Genomic DNA, 23,604 nt, shown 5'->3' on the forward strand with positions numbered 1-23,604 from the left:
CGCCGCCGGCCCGGCGGTCACGATCGCCGAAACGGGCGGTCACGATACCGAAACGACCTCGCCGACGCCCTTCATCGGCGTCGGTCACGATGACCGAAATGACCGGTCACGTTCGCCGAAATACGCACCATGAGCATCTGCAGCACTGCGTGCGGGTCTAAAGCGGCGTATGTCAGGCGGCGAAGCGGTTGCCCTTGCTCACGCTTGACCTTGGCGCCTCTGACTTCGAGGTGTAGGGCTGCTTCTTGGGAGGCTGCATCTGGCGCTCGCCAAACCCTGACCCCTGCCACCAACTCCTGCATTTCGGGATGCCACCGCTCTGGGTGGCCTTTTGTTTGCTCATCTTCTTCACCATCGCGAAGCTTTGGGCGACGTGGTCGCCTTGGCAGCGCCTGTCGGCACTGCGACGCAAGTTCAGCGATGGAGAGCGCGGGGCGATGGGGTGGCCCGGCGAAGTGAGGCAGACGTGAAGCCATCGAGCCGCACCGGCCAGCGGATGCTTTTGTCTTTGCCGTAGGGCTCGTTCTTGCGGCGGATCAGATCGTCGTGTGCGGGCACCCAGACACACAAGATCGCGGCCAGCGTGCCAAGAAGGAAGACAAGCACCCAGCTTCCGAGGAGCAGCGTCAGGGGCGTCGAGATGGACTCAGGCGCATGCGGTGCCGCCCAAAACATGAGCAAGGCGAGCAGTGCTCCAATCGCCGTAAACCGCCAGCTCAGGTCCATGGCAAGCGCGCACGATCTGGCGCGCCTGCTTGGAGACTGGGTGGAAAGGCAGCATGCACATGGTTGTGCATGACAGTAGCGAGCAATCTTCAGGCTGTCAAAGGCTAAGCCGACGCCGCCTCAGTGCAGCCATTCATGTCCATGTGGAGTTTTGGGACAAATTTGGGACACTGAGCTCCGAAATTTGCTTTGAAACGACATGAATGTCGATCAAAAGCAAAAAAGCCCAAGTGCTTGATTCACTTAGGCTTTTCTGTTTTTTGTCTGGTCGGGGTGAGAGGATTCGAACCTCCGGCCTCTACGTCCCGAACGTACTGTACCTGCCCATACTGAGCTGCCGTATCAGTATAGCGCCTAAATGAATCAATGACTTAGCGTCGGCGGTAAAGGCGTTTCGCCCCGTTTCGTGCAGGTTCGCGAAGGTACGCGTACCACCGATTTACCACCGATTCTGAGCGGCGATGCCCTGCTCAGCATGCCGCCCAAATCGCGCTATACCGGGAATGTCACCACTCAACATTTCCGTACCAACGGCGCAAGCACATGTCGCGCCATTCAAGCCCCTGACCAAAGAGGACGTGGCATCCCTGCTAGACGTCACGTCACGCTGCATCGAACAGTGGGTCGAGCAAGGGCTATTGCCCCGATGGCGCAAGCTGGGCAACAGGTGCTTTTGGCATCCAGACGTGTTCTTCTCCTGGCTCGATACCTACTTGAAGTCGGAGGCGAGCCTGCCGGACAAGGATGCCAATGGTTCTTCCTTGCCCGAACGAGCGAAGAGGGGGCGTATCGCTGAAAGCCCCGTGGGGGCCGCAAATGCACGGCGCATGGCGCGCATTCTTGAGATGGCTGGTGGCGAGGAGGGGCCAGAGGTGGGCGGTTCAACCATAGACGGCAGCGCATTGCCATGAACTTGAATCCTGAGGGAATGCAGGTCCGTCCAGCCGTTAGGCAGAATGCTGGATGTGCATACAGTGATGGTGCTAGTCTTTGGGGCGGGCTGGAAGGACCATCGAAGGTCGATTCATGGTGGGAGGGAGATGCATGCGTGCACTGGTCATTGATATGCATGGGATGCCGTGCCTTTCGTGCGAGGCAGGGGAGTCGTCGCTTGCTGTACTCAAACGGCTCATCAAGGACATGCCGGACGATGTGAGGGTCGCGTTTCGGCTTGGCGAGGGCGAGCCCATCTCTGTAGGGGAGTTGGCCGAGGCAGATGTGCGGTCCCGGATCGGTCTGCTCAAGCCGGGGGCGAAATCCGAGGAATTGGATGACTACCTGTACGTGTACGGACCTGATGACTTCCTGATTGTCACGTCGAATGAAGATTTTGGCGACTTCAAAGACAAGGTTCTGCTCGTGGACCGAAACGTCGGACTGACCGATTCGTTCGCCCAAGCATGCATCCGAGACTGGCTTGCTGCAGAGGGGTTGGCGGGCGATTTCGACGCCGCGATGGCGGTGCTCGGGCGCGAATTGACTCGGATCGTCGCTGGCTCCGGCATGCCGCCGGAGGGCTGGCTTGCACGTTGGCTCGATACCGAGCATCCTGCGCTGGGTGGCTCAAAACCATCTGATTACATGGATACTTTTCCGCGCCGGCTGGTGGTCAAGCAGCTACTTGGCGCCATAGCGTCAGGGGCGTACATGTGATGGGCGAGCCGACCGAGGGTGAACTGTTCCTGCGTTTTGAGCAGCTAACCGTGCTGGCCATGGACATTGCCGGATTCGCGCAAAAGCAGCGTGCGACGCGGTTCGATTTCAAGCTCGCCTGGCTTGCTAGGCCACTCGTCCGTCGTTGTCGGCAAAGGCGTTTTGCACTGAGTCGCGCGGATATTCAATGGGTCATGCGGCGAGCGGCCGAAGAACTCGATTCACGTGCGCCCCGCCCTTGAAAGGGGCTGGGCATGTGTTGGCAATGTCAGCCAGACACCCTTCACACGTTTGTCGCGCTCGTTCGTAAATGTGCCCAGGTTTCAAGCGGCCATTTCGCGGACCCACACAAGGTTGTAGACGTCGTCGAACACAAGGAAGCCGGCTCCGGTCAAGCGCTCGAACGATTCATGTACTGAGCAAAAGCTCAAGCCGGTCTCGATCGAGACCAGGGCTGGTGAGGTGCGGTAGAGGCCGAAGGCATTGGCATTCTGGTTTGCGGCCAAGTAGCAAGCGACCACGATGGCCTCCGGGCCGATGGCGCGGATTTTGATGCCGAGGTCGTTGGTGAAAAAGTCATTTGGAAGCTTGAATGTGGAGGTCATGGTTGGAATGGGAGATGAATTTGGTCTTTGGACGCTGCTTCGAGGCGACCGGCGTTACGGGTTAGAAAAGGAGGCCTTGCCTCACCTCGTTGCCTGCCTTCTCGGGCCGGTCAATGATTAGCAAGCGGGGGAATTGGTGCGGCTCGAAGAACTCGATATCGGGATGGGCCGCAAGAAGGGCGTTCGGACACGCAATGAGAAGTCCCCCTGTTCTGGGCTGACGCCAAGACTTGTTGATTGCGTGGAAGCGAAGTCCAACCTCCTCTAGGGCAAGCGCTGCGCGATTGCATCGGGTTTGCTCAGCCTCCGAGGCGGCTTTCATGGCTGCGCAAAGCTCGTCCAAAGCTTGGTCGATGGACATGTCAAACCCCTTCAGCGGCAGTCGGAGAACTTCCGTCTGCATGCGAAGTTCATCGCACTCAGACAAGCCGCAGGGGTAGCGCGTATCCTGGCCGACCTGGTGAGAGCAGCGGAAGTCCTCCTCATCATCCTCATCGAACACGCTGTCCGCTTGAGCATGCGGCACGAGGTGTACCGACATGCTGAATTCGAAGTGCTGTGCAAATCGCTTTGGCAGCTTTGGACAGGCGCCCCGCAACTTGGCGGGGTCAACCAGGCAGTTGATGATTCCGGATGCGGTGCTGCACTTCAAGTCGGGCGTGATACCTGCCGACTCCAACGCGGCTAGCGCCGCAGCGGAATAGTTGGCGGCAGCGCTCGCCGGTTCCGCTCTTGTCAGCATCTCCAGCGCTTGCCCGACAAGCAAGTCGGTGCCGGGAAGGCGTTGAATAAGGATGCTGTGCTGGTCAAGTTTCAGCCTGGCCAGGCAATTGCGTACTATTTGATAGCGGTCGGGGCGCTTGGCTGGTTTTTGGGCCAGTCGCAGGTCATCGACTTGAATCTGTACGTCTTCGTTAATCATCTTTCTTTGGTTCCGCGTGGTAGTTCATATACTTCTGGCCCTGTGGCTTTGAGGGGGCCGACGAAGTCACCAAAGAGGTATAGGAGCGTGCAAGACGATCGGTGTGACGAACTGATTGGCCGCACCCAAAAACTCCCTGGCTTTAAGTGGAGTTTTTGGTGTGAAATATTTTTCGGCCTGTCTCGCGGTCCAACCCGTTGCGCCTGTGCATGCGGTACCCCGCGGGGCATGGCCGGATGAGCCGAAGTTGCCTTGGATGCCTACGAAGCGGCCTGCCCTTGGTCCCCGAAGTGCGTCTGACGAGCCAACTTCGCGTCCGGTGGCTGGCGCTGGTCAGCCTTCGCGTAATATGTAAACAAACGTCGTGACTTGATGGCATTTCATCGGGTCACCGCGGTGGCACGTCAACAAGACGAATAAGCGGCCTTTGCGACATCGAATCGGGGAGATTCAGTCGGTCCAGATGTTTGGGCTGGTTCGCGGAGCATTGGGCCCCTAACCTTTTTCGGGGCAGTAGTGCTCGACGAACTTCTCAAGCTGATTAAGGACGCAGGTTCGCTGCACGGCAGGTTGGTGCTGGTCGTGGGCCAAGACGCGCGCGCGCGCAGCGAGGTTTTGGCTGGTTCTGCGGGTCAGTTGGGCGCCACAGTTTTGCCGCTCGGCATTCAGCTCGCCCACCGGGCGGCCAGCTTGGCCCGGCGGCAGCGCCCTCTCCAAGCCGGCGGCCTGCTCCGGGATGTTGTGGACACGGCCTTCCCTGGCGCTTCGGTCGCCGTGCTCGACCGCACCGAAGTTCTCTTCGACCGCTCCCTAAAGCTCGATGCCTTGGATGCCTTGAAACGGCTGGCTCATGCCCGGACCGTCGTGGCCGCCTGGCCGGGCGAACTGCGCAACGGCCGCCTGCTCTACGCACCGGCCAGCCATCCCGAGCACTGCGATCATGCGGTCGCTGGCTTCCTCGTTCACGAAATTACCTGAGTCATTCCCATGCGCTACGGCGACCTGATCCAGTTCGAACCCATCGAGTCCGTCATCCAGTTGCTGGATGCCAACCGTTCCGACGAGGCGAAGCGCCTGGTCTCGACCTACGTTATCTCCGACGAGATGGCGAGTCGCATCAACGACCGCATCATTCCCCAGTTGTCCTTCGATGAATCGGTCGACCACAAGGGCCTGCTGGTGGTGGGCAACTACGGCACGGGTAAGTCGCACTTGATGTCTGTGCTGTCGCTGGTCGCCGAGGATGCCAGCTATATCGACCTGGTGCGCAGTCCCGCGGTGGCTAAGGCCGCCCAGGCCATCGCTGGCAAGTTCAAGGTGCACCGCATCGAAATCTCCAGCCAGATGTCGCTGCGCGACATCGTCACCCAGCAGCTCGAATCCTTCCTGGAGGAGCAAGGCGTGGCCTACAGCTTCCCGCCGGCGGACAAGGTGGTGAATAACAAGGCCGCCTTCGAGGCCATGATGGCCGCCTTCCACGAGAAGTTCCCCAACCAGGGCGTGCTGCTGGTTGTGGATGAGTTCTTGGAGTACCTGCGCTCGCGCAACGACCATGCCCTGGTGCTCGACCTGTCCTTCCTACGCGAGATTGGCGAAGTGACCAAGCACCTGCGCTTCCGCTTCATGGCCGGTGTGCAGGAAGCCATCTTCGACAGTGCCCGCTTCCAGCACGTCTCCGACAGCCTGCGCCGGGTGAAGGACCGCTTCGCCCAGGTTCTGCTGGCCCGCGACGACGTGAGCTTCGTCGTGGCAGAGCGTCTGCTCAAGAAGACGGCCGACCAGCAGCAGCGCATTCGGGAGTACCTGACACCCTTTGCCAAGTACTTCGGGCCGATGCACGAACGTATGGATCAGTACGTCCGCCTGTTCCCGGTGCATCCCGAGTACATCGCCACCTTCGAGCGGCTGGTGTTCACCGAAAAGCGAGGGGCACTTGTCACCCTGCGTGACCAGATCCAGGCCATCCTGCAGACCGAGGTGCCCAGCGACCGACCAGGGCTGATCAGTTATGACAGTTTCTGGGACACAGTGTTAGCAAACGGAGTCCTGCGTGCGGACCGAGACATCGGACCGGTTCTGAAGGTTTCCGAGGTGTTGGCCTCGCGGGTGCAACAGGCCTACACCCGACCGGCTTACAAGTCGCTGGCTCAGCGTGTCGTCAAGGGCCTGTCGGTGCACCGGTTGACGACCGGCGGTGACATCTATGTGCCCCTCGGCGCCACGGCAATGGAGCTGCGCGATGCCCTCACTCTCTTCCAGCCCGGCATCGGCGACATGGGCGGCGAGCCCGCCGAAGACTTGCTGTCACTGGTGCAGACCGTGCTGCGCGAGATCCTGAAGACGGTGAACGGCCAGTTCATCAGCCGCACGCCGGACACGGAGCAGTACTACCTCGATCTGAAGAAGGATATCGACTACGACGCGCAGATCGACAAGCGCGCCGACAGTCTGTCCGACGATGCCCTGGATCGGGCCTATTTCAGCGCCGTTAAGGCGCTGATGGAGCGCACCGACGAGACGGCCTACGTCACCGGCCACCTGATCTGGCAGTACCCCATCGAGTGGCAAGAGCGCCGCGTCGAGCGCAACGGCTACCTATTCTTCGGCGCACCGAACGAGCGGCCCACCGCTCAGCCGGAGCGCGATTTCTACATCTACTTCGTTCACCCCTTTGACCCGCCCAAGTTCAAGGACGAGCACAAGTCGGACGAGGTGTTCATCCGCCTCAAGGGGCTGGATGACGAAATCCGCAAGCATCTGGCCACCTATGCCGCGGCTCTGGACCTCGGGTCCACGGCCAGCGGCGGCGCCAAGGTGGTCTACCAAGACAAGGCCAAGGACGCCCTGCGTCTGATGAGCAAGTGGCTGCAGGAGAAGCAGCTAAAGGCGCTGGAGATGACCTACCAGGGCAAGAGCAAGCCGCTGGAAGACTGGGTCAAGGGTATCTCGCTGCGCGAGAAGGCCCGCCTCGGCCCGGACGACCGCATCAACTTCCGTGACGTGGTCAACGTCATCTCGGGCCTGGCGCTGGCATCGCGCTTCGCTGAGCTGGCGCCGGAGTACCCGACGTTCTCGTCCCTGGTCACCGAACAGAACCGGCGGCAGCTGATCACGAACGCGATGAAGATGCTGGCCGGCGGCACCAAGACCAAGGACGGCACCGTCATCCTGGACGCGCTCGACATGCTCGACGGCGACAAGCCCCAGCCCGGCCAGAGCAAGTACGCCAAAGCGGTGATCGCGCAGCTGCATGCCAAAGGCAGCGGCCAGGTGCTCAACCGCAGCGAGCTCGTGGTGGGAGGCAGCGAGATCGAGTTCTTCGCGCCCGAGAAGTACCGGCTCGAGCCCGACCTGCTCGTGGTCGTGCTGGGCGGTCTCGTCTACTCGGGTGACGCCGTGCTGGCGATCCCGGGCGACAAGATCGACTCCAGCAAGACATCGCAGCTGGTCGAACGCAGCGTTGAAGAGCTCAAGCAGTTCAAGCATCTGGAGACACCCAAGGAAATCAGCACCAGTGTTCTGCGGGCCTTGTTCGAGCTGCTGGGCCGCTCGCCTGGCCTAGCCCAGATGGCTGCGGCCGGCGCTGAAGAACCGGTGAAAGAACTGCAGGACGCTGTCAGTGACCTGGTCACCCGCGTGTTGACAGCCAGCACCGACATGGCCAATCGCCTGGCCTTCTGGGGCACACCGTTGCTGCGCGAAGACGAGCTGAGCGACTGGCGCAAGCGCTTGGAGGCGCTGAAGGGCTTCGCCGAGCGTCTGGCGCCGTTCAATACCGTGGGTAAGCTGAAGAATCTGAAGCTCACTGAAGACGAGGTGGCGGCGCAGAAGCCCAACCTGCAAACGCTTCAGCAGTCCGAGAAGCTGCAGGCGTTTGTGGCCGACCTGGGCGGCATGGCGTCTTACCTGTCGCAAGCCGAACTGGTGCTGCCGGCCGAGCACGAGTGGACCCAAGCGGCTCAAGCGGCGCGCAAGTCGCTGCTCGACAAGCTGAGCAATGACCGCTCGGCCCAGTACGCTGCGGAGTACCGCCAGACGCTGACGAAGCTGAAGCAGGATTACGTCAACGCCTACATCGCCCTGCACAGCAAGGCACGCCTGGGCGTGAACGACGAGAAGAAGCAGACCGCGCTTCGCAAGGACGCCCGCCTTGGCACCATGCGCGCGTTGGCGAATATCTCGTTGATGCCTACCTCGCAGCTCAACGACTACGAGACCAAGCTCGGCAAGCTGAAGAGCTGTGCGTCCCTAATCGAAAACGACCTGGGCGCGTCGCCGTACTGCCCACACTGCACCTTCAAGCCGGCCAACGAGCAAGGCGACCTGGCACCGGCCGGCAATGTGCTGAAGCAACTGGATGACGAGTTGGACCACATCCTGGACGGTTGGACTCAGACGCTGCTGGAAAATCTGGACGACCCGATCGTCAAGGCAAACCTCGGCTTGCTGAAGGCGTCTCCCCGCGAACTGATCAAGAAGTTCGTAGAGGCCAAGAAGCTGGCTGACCCCGTTACACCGGATTTTGTCAGCGCTGTGCAGGAGGCCCTGTCAGGGCTGGAGAAGATCGGCGTCAGCGGCGACGATATCAAGATGGCGTTGCTGCAAGGTGGATCACCGGCCACGCCGGACGAACTTCGCAAGCGGTTTGATGCCTTGTTGAACGACCGTTGCAAGGGCAAGGACGTCACCAAGCTCCGGTTCGTGGTGGAGTGAGCATGACCGAGATGCTGGCTGACAAACTCCTAGATACCTTTGCTTCAACCGACGATTCCTCGGTGCGGGTTCAGGCACTCACGGACCTGATGACGGCTAAGGTGATTCCAAAGCGCGCTGACGATGCGCGCTTCGACGCTGGCCTTCAGCGATGGATTTCCGTGGTCAACACACTCGACGCTGCTCCGAGAGACCGCTTGCTGGCGATTGCGGAGTTGATCCGAGCCACGCAGCAACTGAAGAAGCGCCAGCCTGCATTGATCAAGCTGATCCAGCCAGGGTTCGGGCAACCATTGCCGCCTCTGGCCGTGCTGGAGGACTCGGAGGCGCGGCTGAACGTTGCGCGTGCATGCGCGCAAGCCGACATGCCTTGGTTGCCGACATACCTTGCTGCGAGCCTCGCCACTGAAGCGGCGCCGAAGCCACGCGCCGAGTTGATGGAGAGCATCGTGTCTCGCGCGGGAACGATTGCCGACGTCTTGGCGCTGCTGTCTAAGGCGTTTGAGGGACAGCATCCCCAAACCGAGAACCCCGCTGACTCGTTGGCGAAACGTCTCGCCAAGGCTTTGGAGACGTTCAGAGCAACCGTACGCGCGTCGCTTCTCGACGCGGGCGCTGATGTTGGAAAGCGCCTGGATGCGCTGTTGCGAACCACCCTTTCGTCAACCGGAAAGCCTCAGTCTGACGACGCGCAGATCGAGCTGACCCGTGAGGTCGCGCTCACCCTGCACGACCTCGTTCGATCGCGCTTCTCTCTTGCCTCCGAACCTCAGACGTTCTTGGCGCTGCAGTATTGCCGTAGCTTCTTCGCGGGCATCTCTTGGCCGCGCGATGTGCAGGCGGAAATGGACATCCTGGTCCAGGATGTTTCGGAAGCGCTGGTCATGCTCGGCCGCATGGGGGTACCCAATCAAGACCTGCTCAGTCGGCTTGAACTCGTATGCGGCATCAAGGAGCGCGCTCGGGTGGTGGCTAGTCAGTTGGCTGACAGGCATGTGGAGATCGACGAGTCCATCCGAGGCTGGCTGCGCACGGGGCGGCTGGTGACGCCGATCGCTGCCAGCGACGTCCTCCAGGAATCGCTGCTGACAAGCATCGACGAAGCCTTGGGTTTGGCGTTGATTGAGGCCCGCGCCTTCAAAGCCAGCAGCGAAGCCGAGCAGCGGTTGACCAGTTCACTGGAGATCTTCGATCCGGCTCTCGTGGGCCTCTTCAAGGGGATCGTTACGCAGTCGCTCGCTATGCATAACGCCATCGAGGACCTGGCCAAGCGGCGCGGCCTGGAACTGGTCGGAGGGGTCGGGGACGAGATCGAGTTCTCGCCGAAGTACTTTGACGCGCTAGGTGCACTACGTGGCACTCGTGCCACGGTGCGCCGACCTGCCATCGTCAGATCATCTGGCCACGGGGCTGTCGGCACAGTTGTTAAGAAGGGCTTGGTCGAATAACGAGCCAATACAGGGAGACACATGAATATCGAAACAGCAAAACTGCTCGTCGAGAACTTGCTTGATCGCATCGAACAGGACCCGTCCAGCGGCAAGTACAAGCTCGGTACGATTTCGGCCAAAGAGAAGCAGGCAGTTGAATTCCTGCTCTCCGCCCTTGGCGATGTGACCGAAGCGCCAGCACTCATTCCAGTCGCACCAGCGGCTGCGATTCCCGCTACGGCCGCGCCTCTGGTTGGACTCACAGCGCCCGCCCAAGCGCCCGCCGTATCGGTTGAATTGAAGCTTGAAGCCTTGGATCGAACCAAGGCTGACGACCCACATGTCACGGTGTGCCTTGATTTTGGAACCGCCATGTCCAAGGCATTCGCGATGCACGGGGACTCCACCCCGGTGGAGCTCGCCCTGGGCAAGCGTGCCGGCGGATCAGGATACCCGGTGGACTCGTCCATATTCATCTCCGACGACGGCATCCTGCACTTCGGGCCGCAGGCCGTTGAGTTGGGTACTGCAGCAGCGCCGCTGGGTCGCGTTCGGTTTGACTCGCCGAAGGCTAGGCTCAGCATGGGCCAGCAGTTGGACATTTATCGAGCCCAGGTGGCCAAGGACATCAACCCGATCGGCGACATCCCGATCACTGAAGGTGAACTCATCACGCTGTACCTGGGATACCTGACAGACCTGGCCACATCGGAGCTGCAGGCGCACGGCGTGTCCCGCTACTGCGCCCGCCGCTTTGCGAGGCCGTGCTGGAGCGAGGAGCGGAACAAGTGGGCAGAGCCGCTGCTTCGCAAGATGCTGGCGCAGGCGCAGGTCCTCGCGGACACGTTCCACGATCAATGGCGGAGCGGCATTCCGATGACCAAGGCCAAGGCAGCCCTGGAACAACTCAGGCTGCTGCCTGGGTTGCCAGACTACCTGCTGACCGAAGGTATACCTGAGCCGGTGGCCGCTGCAGCAAGCCTGATGTTGACGGAGGAGGCGCAGCGCGAGCTGTTCATGGTGGTGGATGTCGGTGCCGGCACCACCGACTACGGCCTTTTCCTGTTGCAGCACAACCCAGCGAAAGATGTGTGCCTGGTTCGCATCGTGCCGGGCACGGTGAAGGTGCTGGAGCAAGCGGGAAACCGGGTCGATGACCTGCTGAAGTTCTTTGTGCTGGAACTGGAGGGTATCGACAAGGCCGGCCCCGAAGGTGCCCACAATCTCAGCTTCCTCCAGAGTACGATTCGCCTTCAGAAGGAGGCACTCTTCCGCGACGGTCAGGTGGAGATCCCTCTGGCCAACCGTTCGCGCGCCGTTGTCCACCTCGACGCATTCCTGGCAAGCTCACGCGTCAAGGCATTCAGTCAGCAGCTTCAGCGTGAGCTCTCGCAGGCACTGGGCGCAGCGGGCGACGGCTATCTCGATCTGATGGCCGACAGTCACCTCAACGTAGTGCTCACCGGCGGCGGCGCCGATCTGCCCATGGTGCAGGAGCTGGCCACTGAAGTCGTGGAGGTTCGCGGCCGCCGAATCCTGCGCAAGCCTATCCCGCACGTGCCGACCTGGATTACTGAGCGCTATCCGCAGTTTGCGCCGCAGTACCCCCAACTGGCCGTGGCCATCGGCGGCGCCAATCCGGAGCTGCCTACCGTAGCGCCGAGCTTCGATGACTTCAAAGGGCTGCGCCGGCCCACATACACGGCATGAGCTCGGCCTCGCAACCGATCGGGTCGCTGATGACGCGCGATGAACTGGTCGCCGCGCTGAACTCCATCGAGTGGAGCGACGTCGAGTTCAAGGAGGCCACTTGGGAGGTACCCAAGAGCGCGTTGTCCACCGTGAGTGCGTTTGCGAACACTGAAGGCGGGCACATCGTGTTCGGCGTCAAGGACACGAACGGCACGTTCAAGGTCACGGGTGTAGTCGACGCTGACAAGCTGCAGAACACGTTTCTTGGGCTGGTGCGAGACCTTAACAAGATCAGCGTACAGCTGCCGATCACGGGCCAGATTCATCAGATGCCAGAAGGCATCGTGCTTGTGTTCTTCATTCCCGAGGCGGCCCGGAACCAGAAGCCAGTTCACCTGGATCGCAACCCCAGGAATTCGTACATCCGTCGCGGAGGGCGGGACGATACTTGCACGGCTGACGAGCTCATGCGGCTCATGCGTGACGCGTCGCCCACCCGCTACGACGCTGAGCCGCTGGCGCTCGACGTCGGCCACTGTTTCGAGGGTCAGTCGGTCCGTTGGTACCGCGACATGTTCAGCCGCAGCAATGCCGGCCGCGACGATGGTGATGAAGAGCTCGCATTCCTCCGCAAGCGCGGGTTCATCGTGGAGCAAGACGGCAGGCTGGTGCCCACCCGGGCGGGCGTGCTGGTACTGGGGGCCGCTGAGGTGTTGCCGCAAGTGCTGCCCCGCATGGTGGTGGATCTACAGCTGTACCGCCATGCCGCGGCCGAGTATTCGCCCACCGCACGTTGGGCAGATCGCATCCCGGTGGAAGGCAACCTGGTGCAAGCCTGGCGCACCGTTGTCGACTTCTACTTCCGACACAGTGAGCGGCCGTTTTCCATTGATGCCGAGACCCTGCGCCGCAGCGATGACCCACCCGACTACGTGTCGTTTCGCGAGGCCGCCATCAACCTGTTGATCCACCAAGACTTCAGCGACCACGGCCGATTGCCGGTCATCCGCATCTACCGCGATTGCACCGAGTTCTTCAACCCTGGCGACGCCTTTCAGTCGCGCGAGAAGCTGCTCGACCCCGGCGACAAGGAAATGCGCAACCCCAGCATCGTGGGTGCCTTCCGCCGCATCGGTCTGTCAGATCAAGGGGGCACCGGCATCGGCGCCATCTTCGAGAGCTGGCGCCGCCTGGGCTACTTGCCGCCCGAGATTCATAACGACAAGGCGGAGAAGACCTTCCGGCTGCGGCTGCCCAAGCAGAAGCTGCAGTCCGAAGCCCAACTCCTCGCGCTGGCCAGCCTCGGGGCGAACCTGACCCCGCCGCAAGCCGCCGTGGTGGCGTTCTTGCTGCTGCGCGGCGAGGCGGACGTGGCCGACATCAAGGCACTGACCGGGCTGAGCGGGCCACAGGCGAGAGGCCTTGCGCAGGAACTTGCCGTGCAAGTGCTGGTGGATCCCATCGTGGACGGCGACTCCCATGTCCGGCTGGCCACTCATCTGCGGGCACGCTTCGGCCCGGAAGCCGGCAGCTCCTTGGAGGAAAATCAAGGACTTAGCAGTGCTGACCCCGGAGCGAGCGGGACCGCACAAGTGACCGATCAAGTGACGCAAGGCGCTAGACCACTTGTACAGACACTTGAACGGTTGAGCGACGTGCAGTGGAATATCGTGGCTCATAGCGATGCCCCGAGAGCCATGGCGGAGCTGCTTCACCTCACCGGGTACAGCCAGCGGGCCCACTTCCGCAGTCAGCATCTGGAGCCACTGCTACGCGCCGGCATCCTGCGCATGACAGTTCCAGACAAGCCCCGCTCCTCGGCCCAGCGCTACGTGCTGACCGAGAACGGCATACGCCTCAAGGCCTGGCGTGCACTGAACAACCCGACAACATGACTGATTTGATCCAACTTGCCTTAACCGCCGGCCCTGTCGAATGCTTGAGCCAGACGTTCCCGAGCGACGAAGCCCGCAGGGCGCATTACTTAAGCTTGCTTGCAGAGAAGCTGAAGGACCCCTCGTTCCGTATGCAGGAGGGCTTTCCGAAGGGAACCGACGAAGCCATACTGGCGATGTCGGACCCGCCGTACTACACCGCCTGCCCAAATCCCTGGCTCGTTGACTTCATTCAGCGCTACGGTAGGCCCTACGACCCGAGTGAGAAGTACAGCAGAGAGCCGCTGGCGATCGATGTGTCAGTGGGCAAGACTGATGCGCTCTACAAGGCCCATGCGTACCACACGAAGGTCCCGCACCTTGCAATCGTGCCGTCGATCCTGCACTACACAAAGCCGGGTGATGTCGTCCTCGATGGTTTTTCCGGCTCAGGCATGACCGGAGTAGCGGCGCAGTGGTGCGGCGCCGCGCCGGCGGCATACCGCCATGAACTGGAACTGGCTTGGAAGAGGGATGGGCGCCCGGCACCTGAATGGGGTGCACGCCGTGTGGTTCTGAACGATCTGTCGCCAGCCGCCACATTCATCGGCGCCAACTACAACCTGCCGTTCGACGTGGAGTCCTTTGGGAGTGCCGGGAAGCAGGTATTGAAGGCGCTGGAGCAGGAAATCGGATGGATGTACGAAACGCTGCACTCCGACGGCAAGACCAAGGGACGAATCGAGTACACGGTCTGGAGCGAGGTTTTCACCTGCCCGGAGTGCGCCGGGAAGGTGAACTTTCTGGACGAAGCGCTGGAAGACGAGAGCAAGCGCGTACGCGATACATTCCCATGTCCGCACTGCGGCGCACAACTCAACAAAGATCGGCTTGAACGAGTACTCGAGACTCGGATCGATCCAGCAAGTGGCAAGCCTTGGCAGCGAGTCAAGTTCGACCTCTCCTCAATCGTCTACGCAGTGGACAAGACGCGATACGAGAAGGCACCGGACGCTAGCGACATTGCAACCGTCGCGCGAATCGAGGCGATGTCGATTCCCGCAGGCCTTCCGACCGATCGGTTTCCGATCGAGGACATGTATCACGGCTCCCGGATCGCCCCGAAGGGCTTTACGTCGATGCACCACTTCTATTTGCCGAGGGCCGGTCATGCGATGGCGGCGCTGTGGCGGCTCGCTGACGATTGGCCGGATCGGAGGATTTCGGCGATGCTCAAATTTTTTGTTGAGCAAGGAATTCGCAATCTTTCGGTTCTGAATGCATACGAGCCACTAGCCTTCTCTCAAAACGCCCGAGGTCAGAAAGGCGTCTACTACGTTCCCAGTCAACTTTCCGAAGTAGCGCCGTGGTACTTCTTTACCGGCAAGCTGAAGACGATCGAAAAGGCCGCAGCTGGATTTCGGGCTGGGGAAAGCTGTGCAGCCGTCACCACTGGTACTGCGGCACGCTTGGGGCTTGATGCCGACTCGATCGACTACGTATTCACCGATCCACCGTTCGGCGAGAACATTTTCTACGCTGACCTTAACTTCATGGTTGAGTCGTGGCACGGCGTGGCAACTGACTCGAAGCCAGAAGCGATCATCGACAAGTTCAAGAACAAGGCGCTGCCCGAGTACCAGCACCTGATGCAACGTTGCTTTGCGGAGTACCACCGCGTCCTGAAACCTGGTCGCTGGATGACGGTCGTGTTTTCTAACAGCAAGGCCTCGGTCTGGAACGCGATCCAGGTGGCTCTTCAACAGGCCGGCTTCGTGGTGGCTGAAGTCTCCGCGCTGGACAAGGTTCAGGGCAGCTACCGCCAAATGACCTCGACAACGGCGGTCAAGCAGGATCTCGTCATCTCGGCCTACAAGCCGAACGGTGGGCTGGAGCAGCGACTCGCCGACCGGGGTGCTACGCCCGACTCGGCTTGGGACTTCGTTCAGACACACTTGGGCCAGCTGTCGGTCACCAAGGTCAAGGACGGTGCCCTCGAGTTCATTGTCGAACGCGATCCGCGCCGCATCTACGACCGTTTGGTCGCATGGTTCGTCCGGCACGATTCGCCGGTACCACTGTCGAGCGACGAGTTCCTGAGTGGCATCCGCAGCCGCTTCCCTGAGCGAGATGGCATGGTGTTCCTGGCTACTCAAGTGGCGGCCTATGACAAGAAGCGAGCCCAGGTTGCCCAGGCGCCGCAGATGGAGCTGTTCGTCAGTGATGAACGTAGTGCTATCGATTGGTTGAGCGACTTCCTGAAGTCCAAGCCTTCCACCTATCAGGAACTGCATCCCGAGTTCATCACTCAGCTCGGCGCCGGCTGGAAGAAGCATGAGACGCGACCGGAGCTCTCAGCGCTGTTGGAGAACAACTTCCTCAAGTACGAGGGTACCGGGGATGTGCCCAGCCAGATCCATGCCTACCTGTCCAACGGCTGGCGCGACCTGCGCAACCTCGAGAAGAACGATCCGCAGTTGCAGGCCAAAGCCAAGGATCGATGGTTCGTGCCAGACCCCGGCAACGCGCGTCAACTTGAGCAGAAGCGCGAGAAGGCGCTGCTCAAGGAGTTCGAACTGTACATGGCCTCGACGGGCCGCCGCCTGAAGGAGTTTCGCCTCGAGGTGCTGCGTGCAGGCTTCAAGACGGCTTGGGCCAGCCGCGACTACCAGACCATCATCAAGGTGGCGCAGAAGATCCCCGAGGAGGCGCTGCAGGAAGACGAGAAGCTGCTGCTCTGGTACGACCAGGCGCTGACCCGCGCCGACGCGGCGAGCTGACACGCGCATGGCTGTGCCGGACTTCCGCGTGGGCGATTGGTGCTGGATGCCCCGGCAGACTTCGGCCTGCCGCGTGGTCGACCGGCAAGAGGTGTGGGGCCAGGTGTCGTTCCGGGTGTGGTTGCCGGGCAAAGACACGGTGCTGCGCGCCCGCGCTGAGGACCTGACAGCGCTGGAAGCGGTGCAGCCCACGGCCGACCAGGTGCTGCACGCGGTGGCGGCAGCAAAGCTGCAGGACGCGCTGGAAGACAACCTGCTGCTGGCGCCGATCCAAAGCAGCGTGGTGCCGCTGCCGCACCAGCTCTATGCCCTGAACCGGGCGATGAGCCGCGAGCGCATCCGCTACTTGTGCGCGGACGAAGTGGGGTTGGGCAAGACCATCGAAGCCGGCCTGGTGTTGCGCGAGCTGAAGCTGCGCGGCCGCATCCAGCGCGTTTTGGTGGTGGCACCGAAGGGGCTGATCCGCCAGTGGCAGGCCGAAATGCGCCTGCACTTCGGTGAGCACCTGCAGCACGTCGAGCCGGCCGAGCTGGCCGCCTTCAAGCAGTGGCGCACCGACGAGGAGAACCTGTGGCGGGCGCACGACCAGGTGATCTGCTCGTTGGACTCGGTGAAACCCATCGACGGCCGGCGCGGCTGGAGCCACGAACAGGTGGCCACCTACAACCGCGACCGGTTCGAGGACCTGATCTCCGCAGGCTGGGACCTGGTCATCATCGACGAAGCCCACCGCATGGGCGGCAGCACCGAGCAGGTGGCCCGCTACAAGCTGGGCGCTGCGCTGGCTGAGGCATCGCCCTACCTGCTGCTGCTGAGCGCTACGCCCCACCAGGGCAAGACCGACCAGTTCATGCGGCTGATGCAGCTGCTGGACCGGGACGCCTTCCCCGACGAAGGCAGCGTCACCCGTGAACGGGTGCAGTCCTTCGTGATCCGCACCGAGAAACGGGTGGCCATCAATGCCGAAGGGCAGCCGCTGTTCAAGCCCAGGCTGACGCGCCTGCAGGCCGTGGCCTGGGAATCCCGGCATGGGGCCCAGCGCCGGCTGTACGAGGCGGTGACCGACTACGTGCGGCATGGCTACAACCAGGCCATGGCCGCCAAGCAGCGGCATGTCGGCTTCCTGATGATCCTGATGCAGCGGCTGGTCACATCCAGCACGGCAGCCATCCGGGCCACGCTGGAGAAGCGGCAGGCTGCGCTGGAGAACCCGCCCGTCCAGATGGACCTGGCGCCGGTGGACCTGGCCGAGTGGGCGGAGCTGGACGGGCAAGCGCAGGCCGATGTGGCGTTCGATGCCGCAGGGTGGGCGCTGGAGAAGGGCGAGGTGGAAACCTTGCTCGACCTGGCCCGCGAGACCGAGGCGGCGGGCACCGACGCCAAGGCGGAAGCTCTGGTGGAGCTGGCCTACAAGCTGCAGCAAGAAGAGAACGACCCGGCGCTGAAGCTGCTGGTGTTCACCGAATTCGTGCCGACGCAGGCGATGCTGGCTGCCTTCCTGGAGAGCCGCGGGTTCTCGGTGGTCACGCTTAATGGTGGCATGGACCTGGATGCGCGGACGCGGGCGCAGCGGGCCTTTGCGGGTGAGGCCCGCGTGCTGATTTCGACCGACGCCGGTGGCGAAGGCTTGAACCTGCAGTTCTGCCACGTCATCGTCAACTTCGATGTGCCTTGGAACCCGATGCGGCTGGAGCAGCGCATCGGCCGTGTGGACCGGATCGGCCAACGCAAGGTAGTGCGCGCCTTCAACTTTGTGCTCGAGGACACCGTGGAGCACCGGGTGCGGGATGTGCTGGAGCACAAGTTGGCCGTCATCGCCGAGGAATTCGGAGTCGACAAGGCCGCGGACGTGATGGATTCGGTCGACGTGGAACCCGCTTTCGACGCCGTGTTCGTGGCCGCCATTCAGAACCCCGACAGCATCGACCAGGCCTGCGATGCCGTGGTGGAAGTCGTCCGCGAAACGGTGTCGGATGCGAAGAAGCACGCCGACCTGCTGGCCGACAGCCACGAGCTGGACGCCAGCAGCGCCAAGCAGTGGCGCGACCACCCGGCCCAGTTCTGGCTGGAGCGCGCGCTGCGGCACGGTTTGGTGGAGCAAGGCGGTGCCATCGAGCCGGCCGGCGAGGGGTGGCGGGTGCAGTGGGCCGATGGCTCGGTGTCGCCACAGGCCTGCTTTGACGCTCGGTTGGGCGAAGAAGCGCCGGGGCTGGAGTGGATCACCCTGGAAGACAGGCGTGCGCGTGCTGTGATCGACCGCCTGCCGCGCTGCGTGGCGGGCCAGCCGGTTGCGACTGTGCAGGTGGCCGGGCTGCCGGCGACCGTGCAGGGCTACTGGTCGCTGTGGCAGATCAGCCTGGCGTCCGATGGGCGGACCCGGCGCCGGTACCTCCCGGTGTTTGTCAACGATTCGGGGCGCAGCTTTGTGCCCACGGCCCGCCGCGTGTGGGACCTGCTGCTGACGGAAGCGGTGAAGGTGGTGGGGACCGTAGTGGGCGATCAGGCGGTGGCGGCGTTCGAGGCGTCGCACGAGGCCGCGCGCGTCAACGGCGAGCGGGTGTTCCAAGAGCTGGCCACCGACAACCAGAACCGGGTGCGCGAAGAACGTGAACGGGCGGACTACGCCTTCGACTCGCGCCGGCAGGCCGTGGGGCGCCTGGGCTTGCCGACGGTGCGCGAGCATCGGCTGAAGCGCCTGACCCAGGAGCACGAGGCCCGCCTGGCCGCCTTGGACCAGGGCGCAGCGGCGACACCTGACCTGCATGCCGTGCTGATAGTGCGTGTGGCTGCGACAACGGGTTCAGCGGGCGGTGAAGCATGAGTGCGTTTGCGGATCACATCCTCTCTGCCTTCCCGGCTGACCTGGCCCGACTGTGGATCGCCGTTGACCCGGACGACGTGCTGTTGGACGAAGGCATCCTGGCTGGGCTGCGTGAACGCGGCTTTGAGCTGGTGCCGTTCGAGGACTCGATCGCGTTCCGGCTGATCTACGAAGACGAGCACCTGCGCCGGTGGCAGGCCAGTGATGCCGATGCGCCCAAATCTCTGGTGCTGCACCTGCGTGCCGAAGACGCGTCGGCGCTGCCGGCGGACTATCTAGCTGACGGGCGGCTGGTGACGCTGTCCTTGGCTGAGCTGTTTCCGCGCATGAGCTACGCGGTCATGCGTCAGCTGGATCCGGCGGTGCTGCCTGGCCTCTACGACGCCCAGGTGCACGCCAGCCAGGATCTGGGCGACGCGGCGACCAAGGAGTTTGTGCTGCTGCACACCTACCGCCTGAGCCCGCACTTGATCAGCCGGTCAGAGGAGCTGTGGGGTGCGCTGTTCAAGCTCCACTACCGTGGTGACGGCCTGCCCGAGCTGTTGGCTGAGCACATCGCCGCGGTGCTTGGGCGTCAAGGCGCGTTCTCCAAGCTGCCCCTGAAGAGGCTGTTTGCCTCGCGCACCGAGATGCTGCGGGCGGTTCAAGCGGCGTGGGAACACTACGTTGATGCCTTCGGGCTGAAGGGCCAGCGGGTGGGCGAGCGGGATGTCCGTTGGGCAGAGCCGCCGGCGATTCCTTTCGAGCACCCCGAGGTGCGCGTGTACGTGGACTCGATGTTCCTGGACGGCGCGCTGCATCCGGTGGAAGTCCAGGGATCTTCCGACGCCTTGCCCGAGTGGGCGCGCGTCGGCGTGGTGACGGATCCCTTGGCCCGGCGCAATCTGGTGGCGCAGGGCATCAACACCCTGGCCAAGGAGATTCCAGGGGCCGAGGCTTCTCACCGTGATTGGACCGAGTGGGCACGTCGCTTTGGTGAAGTGTCATCACGTCACCATGTCCTCGATTCATCACGCGCGGAGTCCCTGCGGACGGCGATGATGGAGCTTCGGGCAGCCGCTGACGCGGCGTTACTGGCCTGGTGCCGAAAGCACTTTGGAGACCTGCCCTCACTGCCGGCCGTGAAGGCGCCGGCGATGGTGCACCACGTTCCGCGTTACCTGGCCATGCGCCGGAGTGCTGGGGCAGCGAAGGTGGCCTTGGTCGTCTTCGACGGCTTGGCGGTGGACCAGTGGGTAACGATCCGGGAACTGCTGGTTCAGGCCAAGGCGCCGTTCAAGTTCGAGGAGTCGGCGTGCTTTGCCTGGTTGCCGACGCTGACGTCCGTGTCGCGCCAGGCGCTGTTCTCCGGCCTGAGGCCGCGGGAGTTCGCCGACAATATCGACTCCACTGCGGCCGAGCCTCAGCTGTGGTCGCGCTTCTGGCAAGACCATGAGTTGAAGTCGCCGGAAGTGCTGTACCGCAAGGGCTTGCGACGCAACGACCAGCTCGAGGAGCTGGAAGCTGCGTTGAATGCCCCAGGCATCAAGGTGGCCGGGCTGGTGGTCGACACCGTCGACGAGATCATCCACGGTGCCGTGCTTGGCAAGCGCGGTGTGGCGGGCCAGATCACGGAGTGGTGTTCGACCGGCTTCGTTCAGAAGCTGTTTGGCAAGCTGCTGGAGCTGGGTTTCGATGTCTACCTGACGGCAGACCACGGGAACTGCGATGCCATGGGCATCGGACGACCGAGCCAAGGTGTTCTGGCGGAGACCCGGGGTGAACGGGTTCGCACCTACCGGGGCGAGGCGGTTCGTGCCGAAACGGCGCAGGCATGGCCGGCGACCGAGGTGCTGGACGTGCCTGGACTGCCAGCAGGCTTCATGCCGCTGTACGCCGGCCAGGCCGCGGCGTTCGTGACGGCGGGGGACCCAGTGGTCGTGCACGGTGGCCCGTCGGTGGAAGAGTTGATCGTTCCGTTTGTGAGAGTGAGTAGTACTGAGTGATTTCTGTGAGCGCGTCGGCGCCTCGTATCGGTTTTGACCGCTTCCTGGCGCTCGATTGGGTGTCGGCGGCCATGCGCGTGCGTGCCGGCATTGGCAGCCGTGAGGAGCTGGTTCAACAGCTGGACGAGGCCGGCCTGACACTGGCCGCGCGCAAGAAGACCCTGACCCTTCTGAACCGCCTCTGGCTGGAGCCCCGCCCGGAGCTGGCGGCCTTCAGCGGCCGCGGCATCGAGGCCTGGAAGGCCGGGCAAGGCATACCCCCCGCGGCGATGGCCTGGGCGATCACGGTGGCGGCTTATCCCTTCTTCGCCAAGGTGGCGGAACTGGTCGGACGGCTTACGGCGCTTCAGGGTGACTGTCGGGCGTCCGAGGTACACCGGCGCATGGAGGAGCTGTTCGGCCAGCGCGAGGGCACTCGTCGTATGACCAACATGGCGCTGCAGACTCAGGCTGACTGGGGTGCCATCGAGCGCACCGAGCGCGGGCAAAAAATCGTTCGCCGCGACCCGATTCGACTGAGTGACGACCGCTTGGTCGGCTGGCTGCTTGAATCGGCTCTGCTGTACGCCGGCCGTTCTGTTCCTGCATCTAGCGCTGGCTCGATGCCTGTGCTCTACCCATTCGCACTGGAGCGTCCACTGGCCATGGTGATGGCACAGGCGGACCAGTTGGAACTGCGATACCACGGGCCTGGTGAGCAGGTGCTGGGCTTGCGCGGCTGACGGCGTCCCAGAAACGGGATGTGTCGTCCAGAGCGGCTGATAAGCAACGGGCAAACGCAATGTGATGGCTGCCAAGCCACTGCTCGAAACCAGTTGAGAGTCACCGTTGATGGCCGAAAGCCTGGCGTGCCGCACCCCAGGCAGCGGACGCCCAGTCCATAGCCGTTTCTTTACGAAAGAGCTCCAGGGAACTCGCTGGCTTGCTGCAGCATTTGTGCAATCCAAGCTGCGGAATGCCCCAAGTCCTCCCGCATCCAGTCGGCAACTCCGGGCCAATCGTCCGCGCGGTAGCCATCGTCATCGAGAGGATGTTCCTCCGCGGTGTCGTACTCGAGTCCAAACCAGACCCAATGTCCGACGGTTGGCTCCTCATCATCCATCTTGGGATGTGCGCCGGGATGCCTTGGCGGCCCGAAGCTGATGCGCATTTCGCCGTCGGCGGTGTCCATCCAAAGGCGGGCCCCTTGCCAGTAGATGCTGGCGAGCTGTCCCGGCGAGAGCCTGGCAATGAACTCTGAAACGCGGGGCGCAATTTCATTCAGAGGCAACTCTTCTATGCATTCCGAGTCGAGTTCGGTAGTCGGGCAGACGTTACTCATCATCACTCTCGGCAGCGCGCAGTAGGTCGTCGGCTATGTCGTCAGCGGCTGCAAGCAGCAGTGCGCGAGTCCAGGCAGCATTGGGCACCCAATCCGTCGGAAAGCCATCTTCGTCCCAGGGATGGTCTTCATGCGTATCCATTTCAAGACTGGCATATACCCATTTGCCCGCAGACGGCTCTTCATACATCCACGCATGCGCACTGCGATCCCAGGGAGGGCCAAAGGAAAGGCGCAGCGCCAAATCTCCGCTATCCAGCCAGATGCGCCCGAAAGACCTGTACAGGCGTGCAAGCGGCTCTTCTGAGAGAGATTCGAAAAAGGTGGAAATCAGAGTCGGGAGTTCCGCAAAGCGGCTTCGCGACGCCGGGGGAAGGCTGGGTGTGGCAGGCATTTCGAAGAATCATTGATGAGCCAAAGGGCTTCGCCCCGTTCGGGCGAAGGATGGGATCAATGAATCTCGAAGTGTGGCCGGAACGAACTACCAAGCTTGAGACCGGCAACCCAAGGAGATAGGTCTCCAGTGGGTATGAAGCTCACATGTTCAATCGACACCTGTGCAGTCGAATGTCGTTGAAAGCGACTTGATCAATATAGCGATGTGCTGCTCGTCGCCGATGTATTTCGTGTGTGCACTATTCACGAAATTGGCTTCTAAGCATATTGATTGCTGGTTGCAATTAAAAAAGCGCAGGCTTGGTCAGGTCACATTGACCGCACTATTTGGTCACAAGCGGTCTGCCGCAGATTCGACCGCCGTAGCAATTGCTTCCTTACACGCAGCCGTCTCGAGGTCAAACCCAGCACAGGCCAGGGCAAGCAGCAAGCTTTCCATAACATCCGCGGCAGCTCGGGCTACCGCGTCCTCCTTTGGGTCATCGTAGTCTCGAAGCTCATCAAGTAAGTTGCTTTCAAGCGACCCGCCACCTGCCGGATAAACGGTGATGTTGATGTCTGTGAACGGCGATCAGGATCCGCTTCTATTCGGCGGTGAGATGGCGGTTCCGCTCCAAGCTCTGTAAAGGGCTGTTTGCGTGCTGGGTGCGGGTCGACGGCGATCTGTGGTGATCGTCGTGGGGAAT

Annotated in this window: 18 protein-coding genes; 12 read left to right on the forward strand and 6 right to left on the reverse strand. The window is 62.2% G+C overall.

All coding sequences use genetic code 11. The features are described 5' to 3' along the window. Positions 1 to 172 precede the first annotated feature (172 nt). Positions 173 to 355 carry a hypothetical protein gene (locus ACG02S_RS25860; RefSeq protein ID WP_394473383.1) on the reverse strand — a complete coding sequence of 61 codons (183 nt, stop codon included), beginning with the start codon at positions 353 to 355 and terminating at the stop codon, positions 173 to 175. 59 nt (positions 356 to 414) lie between these two features. Then, positions 415 to 726, reverse strand: coding sequence for a hypothetical protein (locus ACG02S_RS25865; protein WP_394473384.1), 312 nt, complete (start codon positions 724 to 726; stop codon positions 415 to 417). Between the two features lie 503 nt (positions 727 to 1,229). On the opposite strand from ACG02S_RS25865, the gene ACG02S_RS25870 reads away from it, so the two are divergent. From ACG02S_RS25870 to ACG02S_RS25880, 3 genes are all read left to right on the forward strand, one after another. Next, the gene (locus tag ACG02S_RS25870; protein WP_394473385.1) at positions 1,230 to 1,637 is read left to right on the forward strand and encodes a helix-turn-helix transcriptional regulator; all 408 of its coding nucleotides are present in this window, start codon (positions 1,230 to 1,232) and stop codon (positions 1,635 to 1,637) included. Positions 1,638 to 1,770: 133 nt separating this feature from the next. Continuing rightward, positions 1,771 to 2,379, forward strand: coding sequence for an MbcA/ParS/Xre antitoxin family protein (locus tag ACG02S_RS25875; RefSeq protein WP_394473386.1), 609 nt, complete (start codon positions 1,771 to 1,773; stop codon positions 2,377 to 2,379). Further along, positions 2,379 to 2,621 (forward strand): hypothetical protein, encoded by a 243-nt coding sequence (locus tag ACG02S_RS25880; protein WP_394473387.1) that lies wholly within the window; start codon positions 2,379 to 2,381, stop codon positions 2,619 to 2,621. The genes ACG02S_RS25875 and ACG02S_RS25880 overlap by 1 nt, the downstream gene beginning before the upstream one ends. Positions 2,622 to 2,702: 81 nt before the next feature. Here ACG02S_RS25880 and ACG02S_RS25885 read toward each other — a convergent pair whose 3' ends face one another. Then, complete coding sequence (locus ACG02S_RS25885) at positions 2,703 to 2,984, reverse strand: hypothetical protein (protein WP_394473388.1); 282 nt, start codon at positions 2,982 to 2,984, stop codon at positions 2,703 to 2,705. A gap of 61 nt (positions 2,985 to 3,045) precedes the next feature. Continuing rightward, positions 3,046 to 3,906: a hypothetical protein gene (locus tag ACG02S_RS25890; RefSeq protein WP_394473389.1), complete on the reverse strand. Its 861-nt coding sequence runs from the start codon at positions 3,904 to 3,906 to the stop codon at positions 3,046 to 3,048. A 516-nt stretch (positions 3,907 to 4,422) separates the two neighbouring features. Here ACG02S_RS25890 and brxF point away from each other — a divergent pair. The 9 genes from brxF to ACG02S_RS25935 are packed head-to-tail and all read left to right on the forward strand — an operon-like array spanning position 4,423 to position 21,923. Continuing rightward, positions 4,423 to 4,884, forward strand: a complete 462-nt coding sequence (gene brxF / locus ACG02S_RS25895; RefSeq protein WP_394473390.1) for a BREX-3 system P-loop-containing protein BrxF — start codon at positions 4,423 to 4,425, stop codon at positions 4,882 to 4,884. Positions 4,885 to 4,893: 9 nt separating this feature from the next. After that, positions 4,894 to 8,619, forward strand: a complete 3,726-nt coding sequence (locus ACG02S_RS25900) for a DUF6079 family protein (protein WP_394473391.1) — start codon at positions 4,894 to 4,896, stop codon at positions 8,617 to 8,619. A gap of 2 nt (positions 8,620 to 8,621) precedes the next feature. Next, complete coding sequence (locus tag ACG02S_RS25905; protein WP_394473392.1) at positions 8,622 to 10,067, forward strand: hypothetical protein; 1,446 nt, start codon at positions 8,622 to 8,624, stop codon at positions 10,065 to 10,067. Between the two features lie 21 nt (positions 10,068 to 10,088). Continuing rightward, positions 10,089 to 11,759: an Hsp70 family protein gene (locus ACG02S_RS25910; protein ID WP_394473393.1), complete on the forward strand. Its 1,671-nt coding sequence runs from the start codon at positions 10,089 to 10,091 to the stop codon at positions 11,757 to 11,759. After that, on the forward strand, positions 11,756 to 13,636 hold the full coding sequence (locus ACG02S_RS25915; protein ID WP_394473394.1) for an RNA-binding domain-containing protein: 1,881 nt from the start codon (positions 11,756 to 11,758) through the stop codon (positions 13,634 to 13,636). Before ACG02S_RS25910 ends, ACG02S_RS25915 begins: the two co-directional genes overlap by 4 nt. Further along, complete coding sequence (locus ACG02S_RS25920; RefSeq protein WP_394473395.1) at positions 13,633 to 16,395, forward strand: DNA methyltransferase; 2,763 nt, start codon at positions 13,633 to 13,635, stop codon at positions 16,393 to 16,395. The genes ACG02S_RS25915 and ACG02S_RS25920 overlap by 4 nt, the downstream gene beginning before the upstream one ends. 7 nt (positions 16,396 to 16,402) lie before the next feature. After that, positions 16,403 to 19,216, forward strand: coding sequence for a DEAD/DEAH box helicase (locus ACG02S_RS25925; RefSeq protein ID WP_394473396.1), 2,814 nt, complete (start codon positions 16,403 to 16,405; stop codon positions 19,214 to 19,216). After that, on the forward strand, positions 19,213 to 21,201 hold the full coding sequence (gene pglZ / locus ACG02S_RS25930) for a BREX-3 system phosphatase PglZ (RefSeq protein WP_394473397.1): 1,989 nt from the start codon (positions 19,213 to 19,215) through the stop codon (positions 21,199 to 21,201). The genes ACG02S_RS25925 and pglZ overlap by 4 nt, the downstream gene beginning before the upstream one ends. Then, positions 21,198 to 21,923 carry a hypothetical protein gene (locus ACG02S_RS25935; RefSeq protein ID WP_394473398.1) on the forward strand — a complete coding sequence of 242 codons (726 nt, stop codon included), beginning with the start codon at positions 21,198 to 21,200 and terminating at the stop codon, positions 21,921 to 21,923. The genes pglZ and ACG02S_RS25935 overlap by 4 nt, the downstream gene beginning before the upstream one ends. A gap of 170 nt (positions 21,924 to 22,093) precedes the next feature. Here the strand turns inward: ACG02S_RS25935 and ACG02S_RS25940 are convergent, their stop codons facing one another. Then, positions 22,094 to 22,522 (reverse strand): hypothetical protein, encoded by a 429-nt coding sequence (locus ACG02S_RS25940; protein WP_394473399.1) that lies wholly within the window; start codon positions 22,520 to 22,522, stop codon positions 22,094 to 22,096. Continuing rightward, positions 22,515 to 22,916, reverse strand: coding sequence for a hypothetical protein (locus tag ACG02S_RS25945; protein WP_394473400.1), 402 nt, complete (start codon positions 22,914 to 22,916; stop codon positions 22,515 to 22,517). Before ACG02S_RS25945 ends, ACG02S_RS25940 begins: the two co-directional genes overlap by 8 nt. Positions 22,917 to 23,604 lie beyond the last annotated feature (688 nt).

It is taken from the genome of Pelomonas dachongensis, assembly GCF_043555865.1.
Classification (GTDB): domain Bacteria; phylum Pseudomonadota; class Gammaproteobacteria; order Burkholderiales; family Burkholderiaceae_C; genus Pelomonas; species Pelomonas dachongensis.

Excerpts from the sequence above, each read along its gene's own strand:
- ACG02S_RS25875 (WP_394473386.1), top strand. The coding sequence starts at position 1,771 with ATGCGTGCACTGGTCATTGATATGCATGGGATGCCGTGCCTTTCGTGC.
- ACG02S_RS25915 (WP_394473394.1), top strand. The coding sequence starts at position 11,756 with ATGAGCTCGGCCTCGCAACCGATCGGGTCGCTGATGACGCGCGATGAA.
- ACG02S_RS25925 (WP_394473396.1), top strand. The coding sequence starts at position 16,403 with ATGGCTGTGCCGGACTTCCGCGTGGGCGATTGGTGCTGGATGCCCCGG.
- ACG02S_RS25940 (WP_394473399.1), bottom strand. The coding sequence starts at position 22,522 with ATGAGTAACGTCTGCCCGACTACCGAACTCGACTCGGAATGCATAGAA.
- ACG02S_RS25870 (WP_394473385.1), top strand. The coding sequence starts at position 1,230 with ATGTCACCACTCAACATTTCCGTACCAACGGCGCAAGCACATGTCGCG.
- ACG02S_RS25900 (WP_394473391.1), top strand. The coding sequence starts at position 4,894 with ATGCGCTACGGCGACCTGATCCAGTTCGAACCCATCGAGTCCGTCATC.
- ACG02S_RS25905 (WP_394473392.1), top strand. The coding sequence starts at position 8,622 with ATGACCGAGATGCTGGCTGACAAACTCCTAGATACCTTTGCTTCAACC.
- pglZ (WP_394473397.1), top strand. The coding sequence starts at position 19,213 with ATGAGTGCGTTTGCGGATCACATCCTCTCTGCCTTCCCGGCTGACCTG.
- ACG02S_RS25865 (WP_394473384.1), bottom strand. The coding sequence starts at position 726 with ATGGACCTGAGCTGGCGGTTTACGGCGATTGGAGCACTGCTCGCCTTG.
- ACG02S_RS25880 (WP_394473387.1), top strand. The coding sequence starts at position 2,379 with ATGGGCGAGCCGACCGAGGGTGAACTGTTCCTGCGTTTTGAGCAGCTA.
- ACG02S_RS25890 (WP_394473389.1), bottom strand. The coding sequence starts at position 3,906 with ATGATTAACGAAGACGTACAGATTCAAGTCGATGACCTGCGACTGGCC.
- ACG02S_RS25885 (WP_394473388.1), bottom strand. The coding sequence starts at position 2,984 with ATGACCTCCACATTCAAGCTTCCAAATGACTTTTTCACCAACGACCTC.
- ACG02S_RS25945 (WP_394473400.1), bottom strand. The coding sequence starts at position 22,916 with ATGCCTGCCACACCCAGCCTTCCCCCGGCGTCGCGAAGCCGCTTTGCG.
- ACG02S_RS25910 (WP_394473393.1), top strand. The coding sequence starts at position 10,089 with ATGAATATCGAAACAGCAAAACTGCTCGTCGAGAACTTGCTTGATCGC.
- ACG02S_RS25860 (WP_394473383.1), bottom strand. The coding sequence starts at position 355 with ATGGTGAAGAAGATGAGCAAACAAAAGGCCACCCAGAGCGGTGGCATC.
- ACG02S_RS25920 (WP_394473395.1), top strand. The coding sequence starts at position 13,633 with ATGACTGATTTGATCCAACTTGCCTTAACCGCCGGCCCTGTCGAATGC.